The sequence below is a fragment of the Clostridioides sp. ZZV15-6383 genome (assembly GCF_020657735.1).
Classification (GTDB): domain Bacteria; phylum Bacillota; class Clostridia; order Peptostreptococcales; family Peptostreptococcaceae; genus Clostridioides; species Clostridioides difficile_D.
Window position 1 is genome coordinate 26,661 of sequence record NZ_JAGWCV010000024.1, and the last position, 26,547, is coordinate 53,207.

A 26,547-nucleotide genomic window follows, 5' to 3' on the forward strand; every position below is an offset into this window, starting at 1 on the left:
TTTAACCCTCCTTAAATAACATCTTCCAACTCAACCTCAACCCTTGGCTTATCACTATAATATTTACTAGCTACAACCTCAACAATCTGTGTATCATCCTTATAAGCTATCTCATTGAGTGAGTCAGCTATAATCTTGACTACATTGTCAATGTCAGGTTTTTTACTGGGTCTTAACACATTATTTCTTTTCTGCTCTTTAACTTTTTTACTATTACTTTTAGCTATAGAATAGTAACATCTTAAAGTCATTTTTATATAACCTTCAAAGTAATGTTTAACTTTTGATTGATATAGCCATTTTATTAACTCCTCATAATCTCTAGTCTTATTAGGTGTATAGGTCCTTTTAGTTATAGAGTTCATTCTAGGTCTTTCTTTGCCAACTGGTTCTCCATCTATTACAAGAAAAACTTTCATTTTTTCACCTTCTTAGCCTTCTTTCTACATTCCTTACAACAATAAACATCCTTAGATTTTTCCTCAAGATAAAATAACTTACCACACCAACTGCATCTTCTTCGTTTCATAAACTCACTTCCTAGTCACAAAACCTATTTATAAAATTTTCAACATATCTATATATTTCTTTGATAGAAGCATCTTCTTTATTTCCACCATCAATCATCCAATCAAGTATTCTTCCATTTATATCGTCTAATATGCCAAACGGGAAATTATACTTATTTAGAGCATCATTTAACTCTTGTATGTTGTTTATCTCAACTTTATTTTCAGTATTCTTCATACAATATTTCCCCTTTTTCAACTTGTTTATCTTCTATTTGTCCTAGCACTCTTTCATATTCTTTACGACCTTGCCATTCTTTTATTACAGCATTTTCAACATTTTGTACAAATATAGCTAACTTTCCATTTACATTTGCTATTTTTAACCATATAAGTTCATGTGTATTTTTCTTTTCTACCCATATAGTCATTTCCTTATTTTCTTCCAAACATAGATTATCTAGATATATCTCATTATTTATCTTATACATTTGAGTAGTAATCATAATCTCACCTCTTTTATAAGTCAAAGTAAGTCTATAATATTCTAGTTTCATTCATAAACTTACCTTGACTATTTATTTTATTTTTTTCTTCTTTCATAGAAATCTTTATTAATCCATGAAGTTAAATTTTCAAAATAAAATGCTTCTCCACAAATCGGACATACTGGTAACATTTTTTTACCCCTGTAACTACTTTCAAGTCTTTTAAATACTATTAAGTGTGGTTTATAACTAGCTATTTCTTTTCTCTGTTTTAATAATGTGTTTACTTGCCCATTTACTCTTTCAAAGTTCATTGCTAGTTCATATAGCGCATCATATGGCTCTACTCTAAATCCACATTCTGAACAATGAACTGATTTATTGACTGTATCTACTATAAATTCTCTATTCTTACACTTACATTTCTTATCATTATTTCTATTAATTCTTAATATATCAATTTCGATAACATTATCTGGTAAATCCATTTCTAAACCACTCCTTTACTAAAGAAACTTATCTGTCTTTCATTTTCTATATCTTCATTACTAAATCGCTTTTCTAAGTCATGTACTGTAGTTCCATCAGCTTTGAAAGGTACTGGACTATCTTTATCCAATTTAAGCATACCCCCCCACAAATCTGGATAATATTTCCTTAATGTTCTGAGGCTATCTAAACTTTGTTTAGGGCATAAGTAGCAACCTGTTCGTTTGAACCTGTGATGAATCTTATAGTAAAAGCCTTTTTCTTCTAGATACTTCAAGCAATCTTTTTCAGTCATTTTTGCTTCGTAAAGTGGTGCTATACAATTATTCTCTAACCTTTTGTATCTATTAGGTTCATCATAAGCTATTCCAATATACCTTTTATGTTCTCCTATAGAATTAAAATATTTATCGGCAGGAGCAATCTTTAATCTACTATTACACCATGCTCCCAAGGTGTATGGAAAACCCCATATTTGCCCTTCGCGCTTACCTCGCTTATTAACAGTATAAAAGTATTCTTCAAAGTTTTTTTCTGCTTTAATTCTTGTTATTTTAAAGTTTATTCTTTTCTCAAAATCATCTATTATATCATAAATTTCTTTAAACTCTAGTCCTGTGTCTATAAATACAATTTCATCAAGAGGTAATTTCTTTTCTAATATTAGAAGGAGCATCGCTGCTGAATCTTTTCCTCCACTAAAACTAGCTACATATTTCATATGAGCACCTACTTCTCATTATAGAAATTAACACTTTTAATAACTATATCTACAGTTCCATTCCCGTTATGTCTAATACCATACTTCATAAAATCCTCAAAGTCATCCATCTTGCCTTTTATCTCAAATCCTGTATCCGTTTTTATATGTCGATTTTTCAGATTCTTCTCAACCCACTTTTTATCAATATTAAAACTTTCAATTCCTTTTTCTTCTATATGGTCCTTAAAACTATCTTTTAAATCTTCCTTTATTGCCTTTTCAGTGAACTCATTTATATCAAGATTTTGCTTTTCTTTTAGCATGTAAAGCAGTATACTTCTTACGTCTTCGCCCTGTTTCATATCACTATATAAATTTGCTATATAAGAATCCACAAAAGCTTTAAACATCTTAGTCTTATACTTATCATCTTTCACTTTAGTAGCATTTAAAAACTCTGTAACAAACTTAGAATTACCTTCTTCCTTTTCTGCATCTTTGTCTAAAACACTCAAATGGTATTCATCATTGATTCCACTCAAACCAATAATTGCCCCTATTTTAATTGCTTTAGTCTCTTGTATATTAACTTCATTAGTTGACATCTGTATGTTGAATTTATCATCCTCAAAACTAATAGAATGAGTATACGACTTGTTGTAATCAAGTTTTAATATAGCAACTTTCTTTTCGTCTTTTTGAGAGTATAAGCAAATTGCTAAGTCGCAAGATTCTAATGTAGCATTAAGCTTCATAACATCAAATAAATAAGCTGCAATCTCTTTAGAGTTATTTAAAAACGAACTTTCATCATAAATAATCTGTTCACAACAACTCTTAATTAAATTGTTACTATAGTCATTAAATACTGCTGTTCTGATGTCATTATCTCTTGATACTTTGCTTATTTTCTTTTGAAAGAAAGCTTCAATATCTTGACTGACTCTACCCTCAAAATCATTTAGTATTGGTGTATCACTATTCTTATCTAAAACATGTATTATAAATTTGTGTATTATCATATTTCAATTCCTCCATCACAATAATATTCAACCATTTTTTGACTTCTAGTATCCTTTATAACTTCTTCAACTTTATCTATTGTTACAAGCAGTATCTTGTCATCTTTAGCTAATAATTCTGCTTTTTGTTTTAACATTTCTTTACTTCCACATGAATAATTTATCTTGCGTTCATCTAGTAATAATCCTTTTTGCCATCTCAATACATATTTTGACATTTGTTCACCCCTTATTTTCATTTTTGAGAGTTACAAAACACTTCAACAATACTCATACTAAAAGACATTTTGCAACTCTCTAAACTGTTTTAATTAGATATTTTCTGTATATAAAAATCCTTTTAATCTTTCTATTTCTCTGCTTATTCCATCATTCCAAATTTTTATAGCTCTACCTCCATATCAAGCCACTCTTTGCATCCATCAACACATTTTTCATCTACATCACAAATTTCATATCGATATCGACAACTGCAGTAAAAACAAGTACAACTATCACCAATTTCGTTTATAAATTCAGCCAACTCTTTTTTACTCATATTTTTTATCATTTCAAAATTAGTCATTTTTAGCACCCTCTTCATTTCTCAATAATTCATGAGCTTTTTCTTCATCATAACTGCAAATATTTCTACCATCACAATAATGACAAAGTAATCTAGTATTTTTAGTAATGATAGGAAACATTTTTTTGCAAATCTCCAATCTATCATCCATTCTTATACACCTCTTTTATTATCACAATTTTCACACTCTTTTAGATTCAATCTATACTCATAAACCCTACCAGCTATAAAACTTCCTATTACTAATATCACACTAGCTAAGATATTCATTCTCAAGACTCTCCTTACGTTCTAAGAACTCTGCTCTGACTTCCTCTAAATTTTCATATTCATTACCAACTACTTTGTAATCTCTACTATGATATATTTCTGTTTTATTTATAATCTCTATCCATTCTCCTTCAAACTTCTTTAAATAATGCCATTCTAAATATATTTTAATGCTGTCAAAATTTCTTTTTACAATTCCATATTGACTTGTATCACTAGAATTATCATATCCTTTCAATATATCCCCCTCACAAATTTCTTGATTATTTCTAGCCCATGTTCCAGAACATATTCCGACATTACAAACCTTTATCCATTCACAACATTCTGACAACATAACTAAACATAAAAGTATATTACTCCACATTATTGTTGCTGAATAAATCCACTTTTCGTTCTCAAAATCATAACCTCTGTACTTAATTAAACTCATTTCTAATCATCCCCTCGCACTCATATCTACTTAATATTTTTATAGCTGTGTCAATTGCCTTATTAACAGAACACTTTTTCTTATTTAATATCTTTTCAGCTAACTTAATTACTTGTTCCACATTTGCTAATACCATCTGACACCTCTTGAATATATCTAACTTTCCAACCATTTTTAGTAGTCTTTCCTGTTCTTGCTAGACGAGCAATATGAAGTTCTGTAAAATATAAATATTTACTTGCTTCGACAGCACTGACAAATATTTTACTCTCTCCAGTAATAATGTTAGTACACTCTACTTTCTTACTTTTTCTTCCTTGACCTTTAGAATTTGTTCTACCAACTAAACCTTTTTGTTTACTTTTATTTCTCATTTTACTTAGATTACATCCAAACATATCTTCTATATCAATAGTTTTTTCTAACAATTCTCCTGCGTCCATCCAAATTTTAGCCATATCTTCGCCCCCTCCTTATTCAACTGGCATTTCAAACACTTTTTCTTTGTTGCATCTAACCCCGTCTTTATTTATAATGTCAAACTTAGTTCCTGCAATAATAGCCTCCTGTATTCTGTTTAATACTTCAATAGCTCTTTCTTCTGATTTATACCTACCTATTTCTCTAGCATTTGATTCTTCTTCAAACACTGCACATACTTGTTTATTACTTATTTCAACTCTATTAACTCTCATTAAATCTAATCTATCTTGACTTCTAATTATTATCATTCCTAGTACCTCCAGCGTTAATCTAAGTTATTTACTAACAATATTATTACTGCACAAAATCCATTTGCCATTATTCCATTCAGATTTCCTGTTGATGTATTTATTCCTAAACAAACTAAATTTATTAAAACTGCAATCCTTACAAGCATCTTATTTACTCCTCTAGGCATATATTTTTAAATCTCCTCCTTAATTTCTAGCAAATAATTAAGTATAATTTTTTCTGAGAATGTCTTTGCTGTTATTATATCTATTGATTGTATAATCATAAAAACAACAGAAAGAACTATGAAAAATAAACCAAGAGCTATAAATACTGGAAAATCCCCTTTATCATATTTCCAATCTATATAAATCAATAAAGCACCAACAACTATTCCAATTACACATATAACTATCCAAAATATACTTGTAGATACCTCATAATTAATACACTTAGTAGTTAATGTTTGTAAATATGGAAATATATTAGTGTTAGACCAATCAATAGTCATTCCAACTTTATCGCTTAAATTATCTAGAATTTTTATAATTTGTTCACTAAATTCCACTTTCTATTCCTCCAATTTTTAACTTCTAGGAAGTTAATAGTTATATTAACTCCCTACTCCAAACTTCTCTTTTTGACTTTTCTTAATAATGTCGTCTAGCTCATCACTTGTATACTTAGTAAATGTTTCATCAAAATTATGAAAGTTAGTTTTTTTAATTTTACTAGGAGTATTCACAACTTTATTATTAGACTGTTTCTTCTCCTGCTTATTCTTCTTCCTTTTCTCAAACTCTTTTTGATACTCTGTAAGTTCTAAACTAGTTTTTACACCTGCTTCTATCCAATTATTTAATATTGTTTTAATGTATTTATAATTCTTAACTCCATTCGCTATTGCTTCATCAATAGCTCTTATGATAACCTCAGCTTCCATGCCATCATCTAAATAACTTAGTAACTCTAAGAAGTTGTTAGGAGTAATCACACCTATATATTTTTCAAAGTATTTTTTTATGTAGGTGGTTTTATCTTTATTGGATTGTTCGTTAATAACAATAGTAGTAACATCATTACTTACTTTAAAGTCATTACTTACTACTTCCGTGTTTTCCGGTTTCCGAGAAACCCGGTTTCCGGGAAATTCGGTTTCCGGGAAATCAGTTTTTCGGGATTTTAGCTTCTGAGGATTTTCAAGTGGTATCTCATATACTTGATAATCATATCCTCCAAGCATCTTATTAGTATTAGAATCTCTACAAGGTTTTCTTGTTACATATCCATTTTCTATAAGTTCTTTTAAAATATTTGCTGTAGCATCCCTTCCATTTTTACTTCTTTTATATAGGTCATTAACATAGATTTTCCAATGGTCGGGCTTACTAATCAGATATGAATGTAAGCCTTTTGCTTGCCAACTTAATTTTACATCTTCCAAACAAGTTTTATTTAAAACTACATATGGATTATCTTTGTCTTTGCTTACTCTTATAATCCCCACAATATCACCTGCCCTTATTGCTTATTTTCATAAGCATTACAAATAGTGTCATACTCTTGTTTTGTTAAATCTTTTATCTCTTTTCCAAATCTTTTAAATACTTTTTCTTTCAAACTTTCTTTATCAACATTTGCATTACTTGCTATTGCATATAACCTACTTAATTGTTTATCTGTTAAAATTCTATTGTTAGAATTACTTTTAGCTTCATTTTTGCCACTAGTTGCGTCAAAAGTATCATTCTCAGTTATATTAAGTAACTGAATATATAAATATCTAGTTTGATAGGTCTCTATACCTCCTAGTGCTTGTAATTCATTAGAACCTTTAAGTTGTAAGTCTCGCATTGGAGAAGTGAATACAATCTGTTCTGATGGGTTTTCTCCATTTATTAATGTTAGTGTTGCATAGTCATTTGTAAAGGTCACTATAGGGCATAATTTAACTTCTTCTAATAAGTCTGTTGCTTGTGGTAAGAAGTCTGCTAACTCAAAATACTTGAAGTTAGCGAACTTATTCTCTCCACTTTTCTTTAGATTCAACTTACTAAATTTAACTCTTACATCCATCAATTTAATGTAAATATTAGTTTCCAATTCCATCACGCTCCATATCTTTTATATTCCTTTTTAAAACTGACATAAAGCCATTTATATAATCACCATACATATTTTTTGATTGCTTTTCTAAATTCTCTTTGAATTGTTTCAAAGTCCACCCTTCCTTGTGTTTATCTATGCAAAATTCTAATGCTGATATTTCTCCAAACCTTTCGTCCCAATCAATTTCATCAACTATCGTAAACTTTGAAAAAAATAATCTATCTTCTAAATCCTTAATTATCTCATTTCTAGTTTTCATTTCTTCCCCCTTGTGCTATAATATAGCTACATAAATTTGATTTACCTTTTGATTAGAGCCAGTCGTAATGGCTCTTTTCTTATATCTGAACATCTATAGGTCTATCTCTTTCAAGTTCTTCTTGTGTTATCATAAACTCCCTAAATTCAGTTGATGCTTCTAGCTCTATATCATGTTCCAACCCTTGTAATATATTTTCACTTGCAAACTTAACAGCTTCCCACCACATTAAACTACTGTTGTTTCTTGTTCCTTGCAATCTACTTATTTCTTTTTCAGCCTGTTTGATTTGACCTATTGCTATTAATCTAGCTGCTTCCATCTAAATACACCCCTTCACTTAATCTCTATTTTGTACTAATCCTACTAAACATATCGCAAATAAACCTACCATTATTAAAGCTGCCATTTTATTTCCTCCTAATTTAAAAATTTAATCTTATAATAGTTATCTTGAATATCTTCTACTGTTAATGCTTGATATTCAATACGCCTCTCTCTTTATTAAGATAGGCTAAGTTTAATTCGTTTTCAGTTGCTACCACTATAATGCAATCTCTTTCGCCTTCATACAATGAATTGATTCTTATTGTTTTACCTACTTCAATATTTTCTAAATTAAAATTAACTTTTAAAACTTCCATGTTCAATCCCCCTTAAAGTTCTGGTCCTCTTTGTTTACATTCTTCCATATAAGCTACACACTCTATGTAAAACTTTGGTGTAGGTACTTTTTTATGTTTTTTACAAAATCTTAGAAACCATCTTAGAGTCAACTAAATCACCCCCTTTCTTTTTTTCATTACATTCTTATCTTTTAGTACATTTTTCATTACATATTCTTCAAAAGAAATTAAATCTACTCTGTAACTTACTCCAACTTTGATGACTGTATATAAATTTTGTGCTTCTGCTTCTTTTATCATGTTTCTTGCTGTTACATCTGACACTTTCAAGTATTCTTTAAACTCTTTTAATGTAACTAAATTCATTCTTTTAATTCCTTCTCTATCTAAAAACATCTTGATGATGTCTGTTGTATCGTCTCTTCGCATTAGCTCTTGTACTAAGTCTTTTGTATCTATGAATTGTAATGCTACACTCACTTTTATCTCACCCTTTCTATCTTCCAACTAGTTCATCTAATGTAATATCTAAATAATCAGCTATTTTTATTAGAGTGTTTACAGTTGGATTTTTATTTTCACCCCTTGTGATTCTATATAAATTACTTGGTTCTATTTTTAGTTCTTTTGACAAATTCAGAACATTTATATCTCTTTCTTTTAAAATCTTTTTTAAATTTCCATCAATTCCCATTTAATATCTCCTTATGTTATAATTTATATATGGTTTAAATACCAAATATATTTAAAGGTGGTGCATAATTTGTCAGACAAATATAAAAAGATTATTGACCCTTTTTATAAAATCCGTGAACAGGAAGAAAGAAGAAAAAGACTATTTATAAATCCTGCAGAAATTATTATTAAATCAAGTTTTAAAAATAATATAGTACACAATATGAATTTATCTCAAATAACTCAGATAAACATCCCTAAACCAGAACTTATATCTATAGGAAATCAAGGCAAGTTTATTGACCATATGAATTCATTTGAACAAGTATCACAAATAATTCGTTCTAATGAATTTAATATAAATCAAATACTTAAACCTGCTATATCTACGATATATGAAACGAACCAGTTATTTTTAGATTCTATTACTAGTTCTGAAATTTTCTCTGGTAATCTAAGTAATTCTATTAATTATTCTATTAAAAATAATATTTACGGATTTGTACAACTAACTGAAAGTATTATGAATAAATTTCAATCATATGATATTGAATCTGTATATTTAGACCAAGATGTTATCTTAGATTCTTTTAATGGCATTATTGATAATGCCACTGAGTCAGGAGATATTGATACTGAAATATCTAATATATTAAAAAAACTATTATCTAAATTACAATCGGCTGAATGCAAAGAAAAAATTAAACAATTTGCTATAACTCTTTTTATTCCTTTGGCATTTAATGCATATTTTTCTATTACATCAGGTAACATCTTAGATAAAATTTATGAAGAAGAGAGAAACAAAACTGAACTTCTACAAGACATATTAGACGAAACTAAAGCAAATAGAAAAACAAATGAAGCTATCCTTGAACATCTAAAGAAAATAGATGAAAATTTTAAATTAGAAAATAACTAGTGTTGTATTTTGTTTTGCAAATCTAAAATTATTTTTTGATATTTTCTAATATTATTTTGATTAGATTTAATAATTTCATCATTTCGTTTAATGATTTTATCGTTTCTTTCAATTATATTTAGATTTTTCATTATTACTTTATAGTTTTGAATATTTCTTAGACTTATAATAGTTGTTGTTACGATTGAACAAGTAACAAATGCTAATATTAAAAAATTTGTTACTTTACTTTTATTATATTTCATTAGAAACCTCCTATTTTGCAGTTATTGGAGCTGAATTATTGATATATAAATTCAGTTCCATATGATTTTATTTTTAAGAATATTCTGTATTTAGTTTTCAAAGTGCTGTCATGTTTTAACTTAACATTGATAATTGTTCTTCTTCTTCCTTTAATAATCTTTTTAGAATGTACTCTTGACCTTTTCCTGTAACTCTTGTTGTTCTATAGGTAAATACACCTGTTGATGTCTCTCTAGTACCTTCCACAGTTTCTAAATAACCTTTTTCCACTGCAAATTGTTTTGGTTCAGTTGAATTTTTAAATACCAAACCCCATACTCTTAATTTTTCATATAGCCTTTTCTCACCAATTATTATTCCGTTACTTTTAGAAATTACTTTTGCTACCTCCCTCACAAGTAAACTATTTTTTGAAGATGCTATTTGATTGATAAATCTATTTTTTTCTTCAAGTTCTCTATTTTTACTTTCTATTTTTCTTTGAGCTACTTGTAATGCTCTTGCCATAATTTCATCGTCTGACATATCTTCAGTTGTATGTATATATCCTCCGGTTTTACGAATTTCTTTTAGTATCTTTTTAACTTCTTTTTTAAATTGTTTAGCAATTTGTTTTCTACTTTGCATCAAAACCTCATACAACCCATCTTCTGTTAAAAATAATTTATTTCCACCACTATTACTATTTGTAATAGTCACTTTTTCATCTTCATCTATACTCATTAGCATTTTAGAAGTATTATAGTATCCTTCGCTTGTCTTACTGTAATCTATCCATTCAGCTACATCTCTAGCTAAAAATAGTGGATTTTCTAAAGTTCCATAAACTTTAAATTCTTTACCTAATAATTCTTGTTCTTTAATTGTTTGTAAATTATTCATGTTTATCTGCCTCCTTTTTAAAATATTTTATATTTAATTTTCAAGGTACTTTTCTTCCAACCTCTTTGTTTTCATTTTGCTAACTTTCTCTATAAAAAATCTCCTCTATTGTTACTTCTGGTACTCTTTTTTTTATGCAATTATATATGTTAAACATTTCTGCTTGAGTGAACTCTCTAGCTCCCTTTTCTTTCATATAATATGATGTCAGACACATGTTAGCCACAGTTGCCATTTCTTTTTGTGACATTTCCATAAACTTTCTATATCTAGCAAGATTGTTAACCATTTTGTCACCTCTCTTTGTTTTCATTTTGTTAACTTAATTATAGTTAACATTTTGCTAACTGTCAATAGTTTTTTATGAATTTTTTAATAAAAATATACATTTTGCTAACAATAGTTATCATTTTGCTAATAACATGTTATCATTTAGTTAATTATTAAAACGGAAGGTGAATACTATGACTAACACATTTGGAAACAGATTGAAAAATTTAAGAAGTGAAAAAAGAATAACAGGCGAAGAACTTGGGAAAATATTAAATGTTACAAAAGTAGCTGTAAGTAATTGGGAAAGTGATAGAAGATTTCCTGACCAAGATACATTAAAAAATATCGCTGACTATTTTGATGTATCAGTAGACTATTTACTATGTAGAAGCAATGTAAGAAATACAGTTAATGACGAAGTTAATACAACTAATACAACTTTTGATATAATCGAAAATTCAGATGCTGATAAAAAAGTTAAAGAACTTGTGAAAAAAATATACTCTCTCAATGATGATGATAGAAACGCTATAGAAAAAATGATTGATAATGCTTATATAGTAAAAACAAAAGAAGAAGAGAATTAGAACTCTTCTTTCTTTTCTATTTTTTTTAATAAACTTTCAAAAAACTCAACATCCAATTCTAATAATAACTCTAATTCTTCTAGAGTCTTTTTGATGCGTTCTTCGTTAATACTTTCATTTAACTTATCCATATATATCCCCCTGTTACAAGAACTTACGTTCTCATTTTTAGTTAGAAAATTCCAACGAATTTCAATAAAATCATATAACTATGTATTTTCATTTCTAGAAATGTTTTTTAATTATTCAGAATTGTGTTTAGATAATTATCTTACCTTTATAATAATACTTTTATTTTCTAAATGCAATAAAAAAAGCGTAATTGTAATAAAAAAATCGAAATTTGTAGAGTGTTGGTTATTTTTTCCATTCCTATATATTATTAATCGTCTTTTTAATTATAATTTTTTGCATTTTCTTGTTTATATAATATTTTTTATAATTTTTGTTAATTTTTATATGATAAAAATAAAAAAGTCGATTTACATAAAAAGTTTTAAATAATTTAAAATTGTATTAACAACAAATATATAGTAAAGATGAAACTTTATTATTTATAGTCTTTTTTATTTTGTTTAAAATAATATATGTTATTATATAATTAATTAAGAAGCAATTTAAGATGGGGAGTGTATTTTACATAACTAAATTAGGAGGGTAGAATAGTGTTTGAAAATGAAGAATTATTAGAATCATTTAATATACCAATAATAGATAAGGATAGACAATATTGGTTAGTTCGTACTGATGGTGGTGATTTATGGGAACAATTTAAGGTAGAAAGTTTTATTGGTATTGGTTGGAATGAATTTAGTGATGAAAATGAATTTGCTCAAATAGAAAAAAACAAAGATTTAGAATGGGAACTTAAAGATAAAATTCGTAAAGAATATAAGGTTGATAAGCCGGGTCTAATTATTAATTCTATAAAAAGATTTGTAACACAGATGAAAATTGGAGATATTGTTATGATTCCTAGCGACCGCTCTACTATAATTTCTTTTGGAGAAATAACTTCTGATTTATGTCTACATGAATTAACAGAAGAAGATATCAATGAAGAAAAATGTGATTATGTTAAAAGAAGAAATGTTAAATGGATAAAAGATATCTATAGAGATGATTTAGACCCCCTTTTATTTAAAATGTTTCAAGCACATCATACTATTGTAAATGCTTGTAATTATGCAGATGTAATAGACAGAACACTTCAAAATTTATATATAAAAGACGGAATTACTCACTTAAAAGTAGATGTAAAAACTCAACAAAAAGTTGGAAAAAATTTATTTATGCTTCAAAAAATGTTTTTTGATTCTGAACTAGATGTTTCAAATTGTGTTAAAATGAAAATCAATGTCCAATCTCCAGGTTTTTTAGAAATTATAACAACGCATATTTGGGATATTATCAAAATATTATTAGCATTAAATGTAGTAGTTGGTGGGGGTAAAGCTTTTGGTTTTGAAGTTCCTGGTTTAATGAGTATTTTAGAAAAAATATATGAAAAGAAAAAAGAAAGTAAAAAAATAAAATTTGAAGAAGAAATGGAAATATATAAGGAAATTAAAGATATATATGGAGATGATATTAAAACTCTTAAGATAGAAACATCAAATATAGTTCTAAGTGAAATGATAAAAATAAATAAATCATTGAATCCAGAAGTTTCAACAGATGAATCTAATGATGATGAAAATAATGCTTAAAATTAACATAAAAAAGAGAAGATAATTTTATCTTCTTCTCTTTAACCAGCTCGAATCAAAAACTAATATATTCTTTTTAATTAATAAAATATAGAGCAGGGTTGTTAAAATAAGTGTTACGTAACTAGCGTAAACTAATTTAAAAACAGCATATAATATTAAAAAATAAACTAGCAATACTAAGTTATATTTTGAAAAATAATGTAATATTTTATATAACATTGTAACACCTCCCCTCTCTTCTTAATTAAATTATATTGCTATTTGGACGTTTTTTCAATAGGTATTTTGTTTTTATATTGTATGCTTTATGTTGAAAAACATTCATTTTATTTTATTTTTATTACTTTGGGAGAAGTAAAATTCTTATCAAAAACTTATAAAGGGAGTGTCTACATATGAATATCAAATCAGCTTTTATAAGAAAAAGAGGGGAAAAATTTCATGTATATGTGGAATATGTGGAAGAAGAAACTGGCAAAAAGAAACAAAAAAGTTATGGAAGTTATGAAAAGAAAAAGGATGCTGAAAAACATTTAATTGAAATAAAATCCACTATAAACAATAATAAGTTTATAGCTCCAAATAACATAACTCTTGTAGAGAGATGTTATAAGTACATAATAACAAATGAAAACAATTGGTCTCCTTACACAACTGTAAATAGAAAATCTTGGGTTAATAATTATATAGAACCTTTTTTTAAAGATACAAAACTTATAGATATAAATCCTGTTTTAATTCAAACTTTTATAAATACAACTTTTAATAATTGTACTTTTAGTAGCTCAAAGATAAGGTATCGTTTTATAAGTTCTGTTCTGAAAGAAGCACACAGATTAAGAGAAATAAATGAAAATCCATGTGATTTTGTAAAACTTCCTCATAAAGAAAATTCTTCTAAGATTGAAATATATAATAGAGAAGAAGCTTTATTGTTGATAGAAAAACTAAATAATAGTAACATAGAAATACCTATTTTACTAATGCTGATATTAGGTTTGCGACTAGGAGAAGCTACTGGGCTTAGATGGACTGACGTTGATTTAAATATCTGCTCTGTAAGTGTAAGTCAAACACTTATATACGCTAATAATAAAATAGAATTTAAAGAACCTAAAACAACAAAATCAAGAAGAACATTGTCAGCTCCTGATGAGCTAATAGAAAAACTAAAGATTGAAAAATTAAGACAAAATAAATTAAAATTACAAGGTGTACTTAAAAATGAAAATAATTTAGTTTGTTTAAACAAAGATTATAATCCATTTTTACCATCTACATTAAGAAAATCTTTTCATAGATTTATTAAAAAAAATAATTTAAGAAATATTAGGATGCATGATTTAAGACATACAAATGCAAGTTTGCTTTTGTTAGGAGGTACTAACATGAAGGTTGTTTCAGAAAGGTTAGGTCATACAGATATACAAATAACTATGAACAGATACTCTCATGTTTTAGAAGAAATGGACAAAAAAGCATCTGATAATTTAAGTAAAATATTATTCAAATAAATGATTACTGGCTGTCAGTTAAATGTCAGTTGAACCTAAAAAAATGGGTTTTGTCAGTTAAATGTCAGTCAGTTAATTTATAATAATTTCTTTTAAATATCGCTAAAACTACACGTTTTAACATCTATTTATACTTATTTATAAGTATTTATTATTATATTTTGGAATAGTTCCACCACTTAATGGATTCATAGCTACAACACCATATCCATTATCAACAGCATACTTAGCACCTTTTAGCCTATATGGAAAGTTTAATATATTAATTCCCATAGTTACACCTTCAAACTTATTTTCACCTAAAATATCTATAACTTCATCTCCTGGTTGGTGAGATGAGAATACTATATGGTCTATCAATCCTTCTTCTTTACATTTTAATAATCCTTCATATTGACCTCCTGATCTCATTGCTAGCTCGTAATGCTCCATTCTTCTAATATTCCATACATGATAAAAATTTATTTTAGATACGCCTAATCGCTCTATTGATTTTTTTACAGCAGCTATAGCTTTTTCTGATGTATCACATACTTTTGGCTTTTCTTTAGTTGATACATAGAAATCGGTTTTACCTTCCTTTATCATTTGTCTAAAGGCTAGTCCGAATATATCTTCACTTCTGTCATCACAATACCCTGGAGCTGTATCAAAATAATTAATACCTTTTTCATATGCATATTTAACTAAATCGGCATTTTCTTGATTACTTTTGTCTAAATCAAACCTTAATCCTCCATAACCAACTACTGAAATCATTTTCCCAGTCTTTCCATATTCAACGTATCTCATTATAAATTCCTCCTTAGATATATTAAGACTTAATTTCTTTATAAAAAATATTATACCATAAATATTTTTTATAAATTATTTATGGTATAATATTTTTTTTATAAATTATATTTTTTTACAATTAACACTTTATAGTTAAATTAAAAACTATAAAAAGGTTCAATATGGACTATTACTTGAGCATTTTCATTAATCTCTTCTTGTATTTGTTTCTCAATTTTGTGTGTTAAATCATGAGACTGTTCTACACTTATAAATGGGTCTACCATTACATGCATATCAATGTAAATAGAACTTTTGCTACCTCTACTTCTGATATTGTGAACATCCCTTACTTCATTAAATTCAAACACAATTTCTCTTATATAGTCCTCATCTACAGCTACTCTATCGACCAAAATTCCAATAGATGGCCTAAATATTCCATATGCTGAATAAATTATAACTGCAGAAATAATAATAGGAACTATAGATTCTATTATTACTGGAAATCCTAACTTGACACCAACTAAAGTAATTAATACTCCTAGAGACACAAATATATCACTTCTTGTATGCAGGGAATCTGAAATCAAAACATAACTATTCAATTTAGTACCAACTCTATATTCATACATACATACAAAAATATTTATAAAAAGTGTAATGATTAGAACAATTAAACTTTCTATTGTTATAGAAGGTGCAATCGGACTAGTTATCCTTAATACTGCACTAAGAATTATATTAATTGCTATAACAAACAACATACCACTGATAAATAAACTGGTTATAATTTCAAATTTTTTGTGTCCATAAGGATGATTTTTGTCTTTTGGCTTAGATGCAAAGAAAATACCTATGAGACCCACTATATTTGATGCTCCATCTGACAGAGAATGAAATCCATCTGCTGTCATACTATAACTTTTGATTTGGTTGCCAATAATAATTTTTAATAATGCTACTAAAAAATTAGCAAATAAAATTATCCATAATACTTGCTTCACTTTCTTATAGTTATCCATAACAATTTACTCCTCCTTTCGATTTAATTAGAAAAATACTATGTATCAATGTCAATCAACTAGACAAGAAAATTGTATATAAGCACATTTACTATATTTATATTCAAAATTGGTTGTACTTGTTCATTCAATTTGAAACTTAATTATAAATAAAAAGCTTAGGTATAGTTTTGGTATACATAAAAATAAGAAGCTGTCTCAAAATAGAGATAAGCCTCTTTTTCATTGTTGAAATGATAAAAATATATTTGATTTCACACAAAAAGAGTGCCTCATGAATTAAAAATTCATTTCGAGACACCCACTTAAGTTTTTGATATAAACTATTAATTTTTTATATTAAGCCTTCTTTAACTAAGAATGAATGAGCAACATCTTCTGGTGATTTACCAAGTTCATCAACTTGATAGTTAAGTTCTCTCATAGTCTCTTCATTTACTTTTCCTGAAAGCATATTCATTACTTTTTCCAACTCAGGATATTTCTTTAAAGTATCTTCTCTCACTAATGGAGCTGCATAATAGGGTGCAAAGAAGTTTTTATCATCTTCTAGTATCTTAAGATTGAATTTTTTAATAAGACCATCAGTTAAGAATGCATCTATTACCTGAGATTCATTATTATCTAAAGCCGTATATCTTAAACTTCCATTCATTGCTTTTACATTTTTGAATTTTAAATTATAATCTCTAGAAAGTCCTATAAGACCATCTTCTCTATTTTCAAACTCTAAAGTTGGTGAGCAAGTAAAGTCTTTGCTGTATTTAGTCAAGTCAGAAATAGTATTTATTCCATACTTTTCAGCAGTTTCAGGCATCATGGCTAATGTGTAAGTATTATTAAATCCAAGAGGGTCAAGTAGAGTTAACTGATTTTCTTTTTCCATAGTATCTTTTACAACATTATATGCTTCATCAGCATCTTTAATTGGAGTATGTTTCATTACATTTACCAAAAGTGTACCTGTATAGTCTACATACATGTCTAGTTCACCAGATTTAATTGCATTAAATGCAACAGATGAACCACCTAGATTTAAATTCTTATTAACCTTTAGATTCGTATTTTTTTCTATCAATTCAGCATAAACATTACCAAGTACAAGTTGTTCTGTATAATCTTTAGAACCAATAGTTATTGTATCTTTTTTGCTTGAAAAACTTGAGCTAAAAACAACAAACAACATTGAAACAACTACTACAACAGATACTACTTTAAGTGCTATATAATTTTTCTTTGGTGCTTTTGGATTTAAACCTTTTGGAGTAACTGCAACTTCAATCTTACTAAATAAATAATCAACTAGTAATGCAATTATACATGATGGAATTGCTCCTGCTAAAATCATATTATTATTTACAGTTTGAACACCTGAAAATACTAAATATCCTAAACCACCAGCACCTATAAATGCTGCAAGAGTCATCAAACCAACAGCTGTAACTGCAGATATTCTAACCCCACCCATTATTATGGGAAGTGCTAAAGGAAATTGTATTTTAAATAAAGTTTGATTTCTTGTAAGACCAATCCCTTTAGCCGATTCCAATACTACTGGGTCAATACTCGTTATACCTATATACGTATTTTTTACAATTGGTAATAATGAATAAACTACTACCATAAATATTGCTGGTTTACTTCCTATCCCAAGTATTGGTACAAGAAGACCCAAAAGTGCCATAGATGGAACTGCTTGGACTAAGTTTACAAATCCAAGTATAATTTTTCTAAGAGACGCGATTCTTGAAATAATTATCCCAAGAGGAACACCAACTATTATAGCTATCAAAATAGATGTAACAGTTAAACTCATATGTTGTATTAAAAGCTCTATAATCTTATCCTTTTGTAATAGTATAAAGTTAAAAAAATTATCCAAGGACACTCACCTCCATTTCTAAGAATTGTTCACTTAAAACTGAAAGTAAACTACTTCTAGTAATTAGCCCCACAAGTTTATTCTCATTAGAAACAACTGGAATATATCCAACTGAATTACGGTTCATTACATTCAGTATCTCAACTAAGTTATCTTCTTCATTTACATGTAAAGGCTCTCTTGACATAATATCAGCAAGTAATATTGATTTATCATCAATGTCTTTCATATCCTTTACAGTAACAATACCATTTAATGTCTTAGCTCTATCTATGATTAACAAACTGTCAACCTTACTTGTTCTCATAATTTCTATCCCTTGAGTTACAGTTCTCGTTGAATTGACAGCAATAGGATTTTTTATCATAATATCTCTTGCTTTTATATATTCTGGATTATCCCAAACTCTATCTTCTCCAATAAAATCTTTTACAAAATCATTAGCAGGATTTCTAAGTATATTTTCTGGAGTATCATATTGCGCTATTTTTCCATCTTTCATAATACAGATTTTATCAGCTATCTTTAAAGCCTCGTCCATATCATGAGTTACAAATATTATAGTTTTTTTCAATTCATCTTGAAGAGAAAATAATTGTTCTTGTAAAGATGTTCTTGTTATTGGGTCTAAAGCACTAAAAGGCTCATCCATCAATATTATTTCAGCATCAGTAGCAATGGCTCTTGCAACACCGATTCTTTGTTGTTGTCCACCACTAAGTTCTGAAGGATACTTGTTTAAAAATTCATCACTACTAAGACCTACCATCTCAAGTAGTTGCAATGTTCTTTTCTCAATTTCTTCAACGGATTTTTCCTTTTTCAGGCGTGGAATTAACTCTATATTTTCTTTTATTGTAAGGTGAGGAAATAGGCCTGTGTTCTGTATAACATATCCTATTGTTCTTCTAAGCTCTATTTCATTTTCCTGAGAAATTGGTTTGCCATTAATATATATTTCACCAGACGTAGGTTTTATTAATTTGTTTATAAGCTTCAAAGTAGTCGTTTTACCACAACCACTTGAACCAATCAGAACCACCAATGTTCCTGTTTCTACGACTAGAGAAATATCATCTAATATCACATTATTTCCTATCTTCTTGGTTACATTTTTTATCTCTATCATAATTTATCATCCCCTTTTTCAACAAGCAACCTTTGTCAACACGATAAGTTGTTTTTATAATTATATCATACTATTTTATTTATGTAAACAAAGTACGACTTTTAGGTCACTATATATCTGAATATTGCTACAAATATAAAGTACTTATATAGTATATAATATATAATGTCAAAAAAAAAGTATAAAAATATTCATAAAATAACACTAGCCTTAATTATTATTAAAACTAGTGCCAATTTATTTAAACAAAACTCATAGTTGAATACTCTCCATGTACTCAAATAAAGTAATATCTTTGTAAGTTTCTTTTTTGTCGCTTAAATTTGACATTGTAACTCCTAATAGCCTGATTTGTTTTCCATTCATCTCAACATTTCTCAATAAATTATCTACACCACTTCTTATATCGTTGTATTCGTCAATATAATGCTCTAGACTAAGGCTTCTGGTTATTTTTGTAAAATCCTCATATTTAATTTTTAATGTTAATGTCTTTCCAAACTTCTCAGAGTTTTTTAATCTATGACATACTTCTTCGCAAAGTTCATCAAGAATATTGCGTGTTTCTTCTTCATCAATATCTAAATTATGACTTAACGTAGTCTCTGCTCCAATAGACTTTCTAACTCTATTTGGCTCTACTGGTCTATCATCTATACCTCTTGCGAATTTATATAATTCGTAACCTCTTTTTTTGAATATATTTTCAAGTTCAAATAAATTTAAACACCTTAAATCATATCCTGTTTTTATACCTAAATTTTTAAGAGTGTTTGAGGTGACTTTTCCAACTCCAAAAAATTTATTCACAGGTAATTTATCTAAAAAGTCTTGGGCATTTTTTTCGGTTATTACAGTTAAGCCATTAGGTTTTTTTAAATCTGATGCAATCTTAGCAAGAAATTTATTATATGACACACCAGCTGAAGAAGTAAGACCAACTTCTCTAAGTATATCTCTTTTTATTTGCTTTGCTATCTCAATTGATGAATCAATATTTTTTTTATTTTTCGTTACATCTAAGTAAGCTTCATCTAAAGACAACGGCTCAACTAAATCTGTGTATCTATAAAATATCTCTCTTATTTGCTCTGACACACTCTTGTATACATCAAATCTAGGTCTTACAAAAACTGCATATGGGCATCTATTATAAGCTACAGCTGATGGCATAGCTGAATGGATACCAAATTTTCTAGCTTCATAAGAGCATGTTGCAACCACACCTCTGCTTTGTGGATTTCCACCAACAATAACAGGTCTTCCTTTTAGTTTTTTATTATCTCTTTGTTCTATAGATGCATAAAAAGCATCCATATCTATATGAATTATTTTTCTATGAAGTTCCATTCTTATCACCTTTTAAAGTAAAAATAGATTGAGTTTATTTAGATTACTGTTTTATTCCCTTTTAATTATACCAAACTTATGTTTCTTTATGTTATTTTTTCATCACTTTCTTTATATATTAACATTTTCCACACATAAACATGTATATAATCAGTTAACTTCAATATAATTTATAAAAAATACTTAAAAACACTTGCAAAAACTATATAAAAGCTTTACAATAAGTATTCCAAGGAACTAAATTTAAAATTCCTTATGGATAACAGTATATATATTTAATTTAAATGGGATGTTTTAAAAACAAAAGACTGCCTTATACAAGACAGCCTACTGATTTTACTATAATTGTAATGGACTGCTCAGACTATTACTTTAAAACAGCCCATATTTTTTTTATATAATTTTAACTATAGTAAAGATTTTGTGAAGGATACTCTGGGTCACAAGTTACATCTATACCAAGTTTTCTAAATGTTTGTTCATCATCTCTATTTAATATAGTAGTAGAATGAGCTTGACACCCTTTTAATAATGTTAACTTTTCCATAGCAAATTGTGCAGTTGGATTAGTTACAGCACAAATGCTAAGTGCAGTTAACACCTCTTGACAACTAAGTGAAACATTTCTACTAGCTAAAGTTTTTGTTTTTAGATTTATAATAGGTTCTAATATTACAGGTGATATTAAATGCATATCATCAGATATATTAGCTAAGTATTTAATTGCATTTAATACAGCAGCTGCTGTTCCATTCATTAAGTCAGAACCCTTACCAGTTAATATTGTCCCATCTTCCAATTCTAATGCAACTACTGGACAAGTATCATTCTTATCCGCACTTTCTTTTAGTTTATTACTGTAATTTCTAGCAGGTAATACAACATTTCTATCTTCCGGCTTTAAGTTAAGTTCTTCCATAATCATTTTCATTCTATCATAAGCACCTTTATCAACTTGTCCTTTTTTATACTCACAAGCAGTTTTAAAGTATCTTCTTATTATTTCTTCTATAGAAGCTTCTCTTATTACTTCATCATCTATTATTCCAAACCCAACTCTATTAACACCCATATCTGTTGGAGATTGGAAAATTGATTCTTTTCCAGTTATCTTTTCTATTATTTTTTTAAGTACTGGGAATAATTCTAAATCTCTATTATAGTTTACTGACATTTCACCATAAGTTTCAAGATGGAATGAATCTATCATATTTACATCTTTTAAATCAACTGTAGCTGCCTCATAAGCTATATTTAAAGGATGTTTTAAAGGTACATTCCAAACTGGGAATGTCTCAAATTTAGAATATCCAACTACATTACCTCTTTTATTTTCATGATATAGCTGACTTAAACAAGTACCAAGTTTTCCACTATTAGGTCCTGGTGCTGTTACTACTACTATTGGTTTTGTAGTTTCTATATACTCATTTGCTCCATAGCCTTCATCACTAACTATAGTCTCAACATCTGATGGATATCCCTTTGTTGGATAATGTTTATAAACTTTAATGCCTCTACGCTCTAACTTATTTATGAATACAGTTGTGGCAGGTTGTCCTTCAAACCTAGTAATTACTACACTATTTACATCTAGTTCGTAACCTCTTAAATCATCTATTAATCTTAAGACTTCCATATCATAAGTTATACCAAAGTCTCCTCTTATTTTGTTTCTTTCTATATCTCCTGCATAGACACAAATTACAACTTCAACTTTTTCTTTCATATGTTGTAAAACTTTTATCTTTGCATTTTCATCAAATCCTGGAAGTACTCTTTTTGCATGAAGGTCTCCCATCAATTTTCCTCCAAACTCTAGATAAAGCTTGTCAAAATTATTTACTCTTTCTAAGATATATTTAGACTGCTCTTCTAAATATTTTTTGTGGTCAAATCCTACTTTCATATTAACACCTCACTAAATTAAATTTCTTATTGATAACAGTATATTTATATATATTTTTTTAGTAAAACATCTTATAAAAAATGTTAATACTTTTTCACTTAAAGTAATATTATACAATTAAGATTAATTTTTTTCAAGATAGTTTTATAGTAAATAAGATATACTTATATAACTAATAAAATAAGAATATTATATTTATATATATAAATATAATATTCTCACCTTAGCATTAATTTATTTCAATATTCTCATATATCTTTTATTCTAAGTTTAATACCTTCCTAATATCTTTTATCCCTTGATAAACTTCTTGTTTAGAAAAATTCATAGCCTCTAATTCTTCATCAGTTTTTTCCATAAGCATAGTATAAAATTCTATTGCTATATACTGCATATTTTCACTATTTACAGTGTTAGCCTTATCAAATAAAATTTCTTCTGCCTCGTTCACATTCCCCTGAAAAACTAATCGTTTTAAAGTTATAAGTATAACTTCTTCTTCTGTATTGTATACTAAGTCTTTTTCTTCATATTCACTGTATTTTTTCCCCAATAAAAGTCTTGCGACCATAAGTTTTATCTCATTGAAAATCTTATCCACTATAGCCATTTTTACATCTCCTATAAATAAAATTTATTTTCTTTTTAATTATATCAGACTTTATAGAAAAAATTATTGTATGTAAATGAAATAATCCAAAAATAAATTTTGAAAAATAAAAAAAGAAGGCAGCGGGGGATTTCCGACTACCTTCAAACACTAGATTGTGATTGGTTTGGTATTTTAATTATACCCATCATAATCTTCGTTAAATCATCTAAATTGATTTTTTTAGCATCCACATCCTCCGTCAAAACCGTCACCACATTCACAAAGGATTAATAATAATATTAAGAAAGGTATCCATGCACATAAGTCCATTTCAGCCCAACAATCTTGGAATGCTAAGAATAAGAAGAATAATATTATTATCCACCAAGCACATCCGCCAAATCCGCCTTCACCAAAAAATCTATCCAACATAATATGTTACCTCCTAGTCATTTTGTATGTGGAGTTTCAACTCCTAAAATATACTATGTTGAAGGGGTAATATTTGCTAATGATTTTTTAAAATTTTTTAAAATATTTTTTCAAAAAACTATTGTTTTAGGCTCAACTTATTACCATCACTATTGATAACTACATCTCCATCAGAAGTTAAAAAAATCTTTACATTCAAATGTCGTAATATTTTCAAAACCTTTTCATCTGGAACTTTTTTCTCTGAACAGGTAATCACAGCATATTTGTGGCATCATAAAAAAAAGAACAATACACTTATAAACTATATTGTTCTTTATACTGTTTTTTTATAAAAATTAAGATTCTCTTTCTAAATTTATAGCTTCAAAATCAAAACTAATACCCTTCTCAGTAATATAATTCTGTATTGATTTAGCAAGCCCACCAGATGCTCCAAATCCTCTTCCAAAAATTGACCCCTCATTTATGTCTTCATTTGAACATTTTGATAAATCTATATTAAATGCTTCAAATAATGCCATTAGTTTTTCAAAAGTAAGTACATAATCTACTAAATCACATCTTTTTTGCTATATTTCTACCACTATGTATATTGTATTTTTTATTTATTTCTACAAATTATTATAACATAGGCATATACTTTGTTAAGTTATATACAAAATATTATATATGTAATTTTTATTTTAAGTGTATATAACTTTTATTTTAAATTACACAATAATTAAATATATAAATAAAAATAGAGTTGTCCAAAAGTTAAACTGCAACTTAGAACAACTCTATTAACAATATGTATTCTTTGTATTATCTTTATTTTTCTAAATTTATATTACTGAAATCTTTTATCTTTGTATTTGCTAGAACACTCTTCTTAGTTGATTGAGAATTTTTTCTATCAAAAGTGGCTTTAACTTTTGCACCTGATAAAAATTTACCAGAACCATTTATACATCCACCTTCACACATCATCCCTTCTATAAAATTACCTTCTAGCTTTCCTAAATTAGCCATAGTCATAGTTTTCTTGATTTCTCTTGAACCAGAAATCTTTACAGGTTCAAAATTAACACCTATACCTTTTTCAGCAAGATAATTCTCTATAGCTTTTGTAAGACCACCAGCAGCTCCAAAACCTCTTCCAAAAATTGATGCATCATCTATATCTTCATTTGAACACTTAGCCAAATCTATATCAAATGCTTCAAATAATGCCATTATTTCTTCAAAAGTAAGCACATAATCAACAGCTCCTTTTAATTCTTTCTTGGCTGCCTCACTCTTTTTAGCTGTACATGGTCCTATAAATACAACTTTAGCATCTGGTTCATAACTTTTTATAAATCTACCACTAGCTATCATAGGTGACACTGTAGAAGATATTTTTCCTACATGATTTGGGAATGTCTTTTCTATATAACCAACAAATCCTGGACAACAAGAATTTGTCATAAAAGCTTCTCCCTTTTCCATTCTTTCAGCAAACTCTAAGCTTTCATGAACTGTAACTGCATCTGCTCCACAAGCTGCTTCTAACACATCAACAAAGCCTAATGATTTTATAGCATTTTTTATTTGACCATACGTAACATTTGCTTCAACTTGACCTGTTATAGCAGGAGCTACTACTGCGTACATTTTCTCTTTTTGGACTAATTTTCTAGCTACAGGAGCTATCAAACTCTTATCAGATATTGCTCCAAATGGGCATGCTGACATACATGCCCCACAGTTTAAACATTTACCTTCATGTATCATAGCTTTCATATTCTCTCTATCAAACCCTAAGGCATTAGTTGGGCAAACACTCTTACATGGTCTAACAACCTCAGAGATGGCATCATATTGACAAGCTTTTTTACACATTCCACAAGCCTTACATAATTCATGATTTATATAAGCCATGCCTCCAACATGTGTTATAGCACCAAATTTACAAGCTTCTTTACATCTATGTGCTAGACATCCCCTACAAATATCGGTTACTGTAAATTCATTTATTGGACAACTATCACATGCAGCTTCCAAAATATATATAATTTGTTCATCTTCTTCTATATCCATTGTATCTAAATCTATCTTATCTTGACCTGGTTCTAATCCCATACTTACATTTACTCTCTCAGATATTATGGCTCTTTCTTTATAAACACAACATCTGTATGTAGGTTTTTCACCTTTTATTATTTCATACTGAATATTATCCATTGCTTCTCTTGTAAGGTTATCTTCTTTTCCAAGCCTAGCTATTGCAATTAAAACATCATGTCTTAATTTGTGTATTTGTGTTTCAAATTGAAACATTTTAATACCACCCCCGTAAATGATTTTATACGATACCATTATAACATAATATGTCCTTTTATTAATATATACATAAAATATTATATATTTAAATTTTATTTTATCGAATATATATAATATTTCTATATTTTATTATATAATATTATTGATAT

39 protein-coding genes and 2 pseudogenes are annotated in these 26,547 nt (G+C 27.9%); 4 read left to right on the forward strand and 37 right to left on the reverse strand.

The genetic code is table 11. The annotated features are described in order from the left end of the window. Positions 1 to 11 precede the first annotated feature (11 nt). The 22 genes from KGF42_RS10430 to KGF42_RS10535 form a co-directional block, all read right to left on the reverse strand. Positions 12 to 419, reverse strand: a complete 408-nt coding sequence (locus KGF42_RS10430) for a RusA family crossover junction endodeoxyribonuclease (RefSeq protein WP_227826267.1) — start codon at positions 417 to 419, stop codon at positions 12 to 14. 121 nt (positions 420 to 540) lie between these two features. Beyond that, positions 541 to 747 (reverse strand): DUF6877 family protein, encoded by a 207-nt coding sequence (locus KGF42_RS10435; protein ID WP_227826268.1) that lies wholly within the window; start codon positions 745 to 747, stop codon positions 541 to 543. After that, positions 734 to 1,015 (reverse strand): hypothetical protein, encoded by a 282-nt coding sequence (locus KGF42_RS10440; protein ID WP_227826269.1) that lies wholly within the window; start codon positions 1,013 to 1,015, stop codon positions 734 to 736. The genes KGF42_RS10435 and KGF42_RS10440 overlap by 14 nt, the downstream gene beginning before the upstream one ends. Positions 1,016 to 1,092: 77 nt before the next feature. Then, on the reverse strand, positions 1,093 to 1,485 hold the full coding sequence (locus KGF42_RS10445; protein ID WP_227826270.1) for a hypothetical protein: 393 nt from the start codon (positions 1,483 to 1,485) through the stop codon (positions 1,093 to 1,095). A 2-nt stretch (positions 1,486 to 1,487) separates the two neighbouring features. Then, positions 1,488 to 2,207 carry a phosphoadenosine phosphosulfate reductase family protein gene (locus tag KGF42_RS10450; RefSeq protein ID WP_227826271.1) on the reverse strand — a complete coding sequence of 240 codons (720 nt, stop codon included), beginning with the start codon at positions 2,205 to 2,207 and terminating at the stop codon, positions 1,488 to 1,490. A gap of 8 nt (positions 2,208 to 2,215) precedes the next feature. Next, a complete protein-coding gene (locus tag KGF42_RS10455) occupies positions 2,216 to 3,211 on the reverse strand; it encodes a nucleoid-associated protein (protein ID WP_227826272.1) in 996 nt (331 codons plus the stop codon). Then, on the reverse strand, positions 3,208 to 3,429 hold the full coding sequence (locus KGF42_RS10460) for a hypothetical protein (protein ID WP_227823362.1): 222 nt from the start codon (positions 3,427 to 3,429) through the stop codon (positions 3,208 to 3,210). The genes KGF42_RS10455 and KGF42_RS10460 overlap by 4 nt, the downstream gene beginning before the upstream one ends. 164 nt (positions 3,430 to 3,593) lie before the next feature. Beyond that, positions 3,594 to 3,776 carry a hypothetical protein gene (locus KGF42_RS10465; RefSeq protein ID WP_227826273.1) on the reverse strand — a complete coding sequence of 61 codons (183 nt, stop codon included), beginning with the start codon at positions 3,774 to 3,776 and terminating at the stop codon, positions 3,594 to 3,596. After that, positions 3,769 to 3,927 (reverse strand): hypothetical protein, encoded by a 159-nt coding sequence (locus tag KGF42_RS10470; RefSeq protein WP_018112752.1) that lies wholly within the window; start codon positions 3,925 to 3,927, stop codon positions 3,769 to 3,771. Before KGF42_RS10470 ends, KGF42_RS10465 begins: the two co-directional genes overlap by 8 nt. A gap of 102 nt (positions 3,928 to 4,029) precedes the next feature. Then, positions 4,030 to 4,479: a hypothetical protein gene (locus tag KGF42_RS10475; protein WP_227826274.1), complete on the reverse strand. Its 450-nt coding sequence runs from the start codon at positions 4,477 to 4,479 to the stop codon at positions 4,030 to 4,032. Continuing rightward, the gene (locus KGF42_RS10480; RefSeq protein ID WP_227826275.1) at positions 4,466 to 4,615 is read right to left on the reverse strand and encodes a hypothetical protein; all 150 of its coding nucleotides are present in this window, start codon (positions 4,613 to 4,615) and stop codon (positions 4,466 to 4,468) included. Before KGF42_RS10480 ends, KGF42_RS10475 begins: the two co-directional genes overlap by 14 nt. After that, positions 4,584 to 4,937 carry a hypothetical protein gene (locus KGF42_RS10485; RefSeq protein ID WP_227826276.1) on the reverse strand — a complete coding sequence of 118 codons (354 nt, stop codon included), beginning with the start codon at positions 4,935 to 4,937 and terminating at the stop codon, positions 4,584 to 4,586. The genes KGF42_RS10480 and KGF42_RS10485 overlap by 32 nt, the downstream gene beginning before the upstream one ends. Before the next feature lie 15 nt (positions 4,938 to 4,952). Further along, positions 4,953 to 5,210: a hypothetical protein gene (locus KGF42_RS10490; protein ID WP_227826277.1), complete on the reverse strand. Its 258-nt coding sequence runs from the start codon at positions 5,208 to 5,210 to the stop codon at positions 4,953 to 4,955. Positions 5,211 to 5,227: 17 nt separating this feature from the next. Beyond that, positions 5,228 to 5,380 (reverse strand): hypothetical protein, encoded by a 153-nt coding sequence (locus tag KGF42_RS10495; protein WP_227826278.1) that lies wholly within the window; start codon positions 5,378 to 5,380, stop codon positions 5,228 to 5,230. Positions 5,381 to 5,386: 6 nt separating this feature from the next. After that, positions 5,387 to 5,761 carry a hypothetical protein gene (locus tag KGF42_RS10500; protein WP_227826279.1) on the reverse strand — a complete coding sequence of 125 codons (375 nt, stop codon included), beginning with the start codon at positions 5,759 to 5,761 and terminating at the stop codon, positions 5,387 to 5,389. A 45-nt stretch (positions 5,762 to 5,806) separates the two neighbouring features. After that, positions 5,807 to 6,700, reverse strand: a complete 894-nt coding sequence (locus tag KGF42_RS10505) for a DnaD domain protein (RefSeq protein WP_227826280.1) — start codon at positions 6,698 to 6,700, stop codon at positions 5,807 to 5,809. A gap of 14 nt (positions 6,701 to 6,714) precedes the next feature. Then, positions 6,715 to 7,296, reverse strand: a complete 582-nt coding sequence (locus KGF42_RS10510) for an ERF family protein (protein WP_227826281.1) — start codon at positions 7,294 to 7,296, stop codon at positions 6,715 to 6,717. Next, the gene (locus KGF42_RS10515) at positions 7,286 to 7,561 is read right to left on the reverse strand and encodes a hypothetical protein (protein ID WP_054272196.1); all 276 of its coding nucleotides are present in this window, start codon (positions 7,559 to 7,561) and stop codon (positions 7,286 to 7,288) included. The genes KGF42_RS10510 and KGF42_RS10515 overlap by 11 nt, the downstream gene beginning before the upstream one ends. A 79-nt stretch (positions 7,562 to 7,640) precedes the next feature. Beyond that, positions 7,641 to 7,883, reverse strand: a complete 243-nt coding sequence (locus tag KGF42_RS10520) for a hypothetical protein (RefSeq protein WP_227826282.1) — start codon at positions 7,881 to 7,883, stop codon at positions 7,641 to 7,643. A 148-nt stretch (positions 7,884 to 8,031) separates the two neighbouring features. After that, positions 8,032 to 8,205, reverse strand: coding sequence for a hypothetical protein (locus KGF42_RS10525; RefSeq protein WP_227826283.1), 174 nt, complete (start codon positions 8,203 to 8,205; stop codon positions 8,032 to 8,034). Positions 8,206 to 8,337: 132 nt separating this feature from the next. Continuing rightward, positions 8,338 to 8,667, reverse strand: a complete 330-nt coding sequence (locus tag KGF42_RS10530; protein ID WP_227826284.1) for a helix-turn-helix domain-containing protein — start codon at positions 8,665 to 8,667, stop codon at positions 8,338 to 8,340. A 16-nt stretch (positions 8,668 to 8,683) separates the two neighbouring features. After that, positions 8,684 to 8,881: a helix-turn-helix domain-containing protein gene (locus KGF42_RS10535; RefSeq protein ID WP_227826285.1), complete on the reverse strand. Its 198-nt coding sequence runs from the start codon at positions 8,879 to 8,881 to the stop codon at positions 8,684 to 8,686. A 69-nt stretch (positions 8,882 to 8,950) separates the two neighbouring features. On the opposite strand from KGF42_RS10535, the gene KGF42_RS10540 reads away from it, so the two are divergent. Further along, positions 8,951 to 9,784 (forward strand): hypothetical protein, encoded by an 834-nt coding sequence (locus KGF42_RS10540; RefSeq protein WP_227826286.1) that lies wholly within the window; start codon positions 8,951 to 8,953, stop codon positions 9,782 to 9,784. Here the strand turns inward: KGF42_RS10540 and KGF42_RS10545 are convergent. From KGF42_RS10545 to KGF42_RS10555, 3 genes are all read right to left on the reverse strand, one after another. Beyond that, complete coding sequence (locus tag KGF42_RS10545) at positions 9,781 to 10,029, reverse strand: hypothetical protein (RefSeq protein ID WP_227826287.1); 249 nt, start codon at positions 10,027 to 10,029, stop codon at positions 9,781 to 9,783. The two genes, KGF42_RS10540 and KGF42_RS10545, sit on opposite strands and share 4 nt — an antisense overlap. Positions 10,030 to 10,144: 115 nt before the next feature. After that, a complete protein-coding gene (locus KGF42_RS10550; RefSeq protein ID WP_131043406.1) occupies positions 10,145 to 10,912 on the reverse strand; it encodes a phage antirepressor in 768 nt (255 codons plus the stop codon). Positions 10,913 to 10,991: 79 nt separating this feature from the next. Beyond that, on the reverse strand, positions 10,992 to 11,201 hold the full coding sequence (locus KGF42_RS10555) for a hypothetical protein (RefSeq protein ID WP_227826288.1): 210 nt from the start codon (positions 11,199 to 11,201) through the stop codon (positions 10,992 to 10,994). 175 nt (positions 11,202 to 11,376) lie between these two features. Between KGF42_RS10555 and KGF42_RS10560 the strand changes: the two genes are divergently transcribed. Next, on the forward strand, positions 11,377 to 11,772 hold the full coding sequence (locus tag KGF42_RS10560) for a helix-turn-helix domain-containing protein (protein ID WP_227826289.1): 396 nt from the start codon (positions 11,377 to 11,379) through the stop codon (positions 11,770 to 11,772). Here KGF42_RS10560 and KGF42_RS19855 read toward each other — a convergent pair. Continuing rightward, positions 11,769 to 11,903, reverse strand: a complete 135-nt coding sequence (locus KGF42_RS19855) for a hypothetical protein (protein ID WP_255650948.1) — start codon at positions 11,901 to 11,903, stop codon at positions 11,769 to 11,771. The two genes, KGF42_RS10560 and KGF42_RS19855, sit on opposite strands and share 4 nt — an antisense overlap. Before the next feature lie 534 nt (positions 11,904 to 12,437). Here KGF42_RS19855 and KGF42_RS10565 point away from each other — a divergent pair. Both KGF42_RS10565 and KGF42_RS10570 read left to right on the forward strand, forming a co-directional pair. Next, complete coding sequence (locus tag KGF42_RS10565; RefSeq protein ID WP_103927984.1) at positions 12,438 to 13,481, forward strand: hypothetical protein; 1,044 nt, start codon at positions 12,438 to 12,440, stop codon at positions 13,479 to 13,481. 398 nt (positions 13,482 to 13,879) lie between these two features. Then, complete coding sequence (locus tag KGF42_RS10570) at positions 13,880 to 14,998, forward strand: site-specific integrase (RefSeq protein WP_227826290.1); 1,119 nt, start codon at positions 13,880 to 13,882, stop codon at positions 14,996 to 14,998. Between the two features lie 138 nt (positions 14,999 to 15,136). Here KGF42_RS10570 and KGF42_RS10575 read toward each other — a convergent pair whose 3' ends face one another. The 11 genes and pseudogenes from KGF42_RS10575 to KGF42_RS10625 all read right to left on the reverse strand — a co-directional run bounded on the left by KGF42_RS10575 (position 15,137) and on the right by KGF42_RS10625 (position 26,395). Further along, positions 15,137 to 15,790 (reverse strand): aldo/keto reductase, encoded by a 654-nt coding sequence (locus KGF42_RS10575; RefSeq protein ID WP_227826291.1) that lies wholly within the window; start codon positions 15,788 to 15,790, stop codon positions 15,137 to 15,139. Between the two features lie 140 nt (positions 15,791 to 15,930). Continuing rightward, positions 15,931 to 16,797, reverse strand: coding sequence for a cation diffusion facilitator family transporter (locus KGF42_RS10580; protein ID WP_227826292.1), 867 nt, complete (start codon positions 16,795 to 16,797; stop codon positions 15,931 to 15,933). A gap of 334 nt (positions 16,798 to 17,131) precedes the next feature. Further along, positions 17,132 to 18,679 carry a glycine betaine ABC transporter substrate-binding protein gene (locus tag KGF42_RS10585; protein ID WP_227823082.1) on the reverse strand — a complete coding sequence of 516 codons (1,548 nt, stop codon included), beginning with the start codon at positions 18,677 to 18,679 and terminating at the stop codon, positions 17,132 to 17,134. Beyond that, positions 18,672 to 19,808 (reverse strand): ABC transporter ATP-binding protein, encoded by a 1,137-nt coding sequence (locus tag KGF42_RS10590; RefSeq protein WP_227823081.1) that lies wholly within the window; start codon positions 19,806 to 19,808, stop codon positions 18,672 to 18,674. The genes KGF42_RS10585 and KGF42_RS10590 overlap by 8 nt, the downstream gene beginning before the upstream one ends. Before the next feature lie 252 nt (positions 19,809 to 20,060). Continuing rightward, positions 20,061 to 21,158, reverse strand: coding sequence for a DNA polymerase IV (gene dinB, locus KGF42_RS10595; protein WP_227823080.1), 1,098 nt, complete (start codon positions 21,156 to 21,158; stop codon positions 20,061 to 20,063). A 403-nt stretch (positions 21,159 to 21,561) separates the two neighbouring features. Further along, positions 21,562 to 23,067: a DUF1846 domain-containing protein gene (locus tag KGF42_RS10600; RefSeq protein ID WP_054272899.1), complete on the reverse strand. Its 1,506-nt coding sequence runs from the start codon at positions 23,065 to 23,067 to the stop codon at positions 21,562 to 21,564. 259 nt (positions 23,068 to 23,326) lie between these two features. Next, entirely contained in the window at positions 23,327 to 23,677 is a 351-nt protein-coding gene (locus KGF42_RS10605; protein ID WP_227823094.1) for a DUF6483 family protein, read from the reverse strand. Between the two features lie 222 nt (positions 23,678 to 23,899). Beyond that, complete coding sequence (locus KGF42_RS10610) at positions 23,900 to 24,091, reverse strand: hypothetical protein (protein WP_054272897.1); 192 nt, start codon at positions 24,089 to 24,091, stop codon at positions 23,900 to 23,902. A 118-nt stretch (positions 24,092 to 24,209) separates the two neighbouring features. Continuing rightward, positions 24,210 to 24,359 (reverse strand): annotated as a pseudogene (locus KGF42_RS10615) (MBL fold metallo-hydrolase); the annotation flags it as partial. A 70-nt stretch (positions 24,360 to 24,429) separates the two neighbouring features. Next, positions 24,430 to 24,636: pseudogene (locus KGF42_RS10620) on the reverse strand (iron hydrogenase); the annotation flags it as partial. A gap of 268 nt (positions 24,637 to 24,904) precedes the next feature. After that, positions 24,905 to 26,395 (reverse strand): 4Fe-4S dicluster domain-containing protein, encoded by a 1,491-nt coding sequence (locus KGF42_RS10625; RefSeq protein ID WP_227826294.1) that lies wholly within the window; start codon positions 26,393 to 26,395, stop codon positions 24,905 to 24,907. Positions 26,396 to 26,547 lie beyond the last annotated feature (152 nt).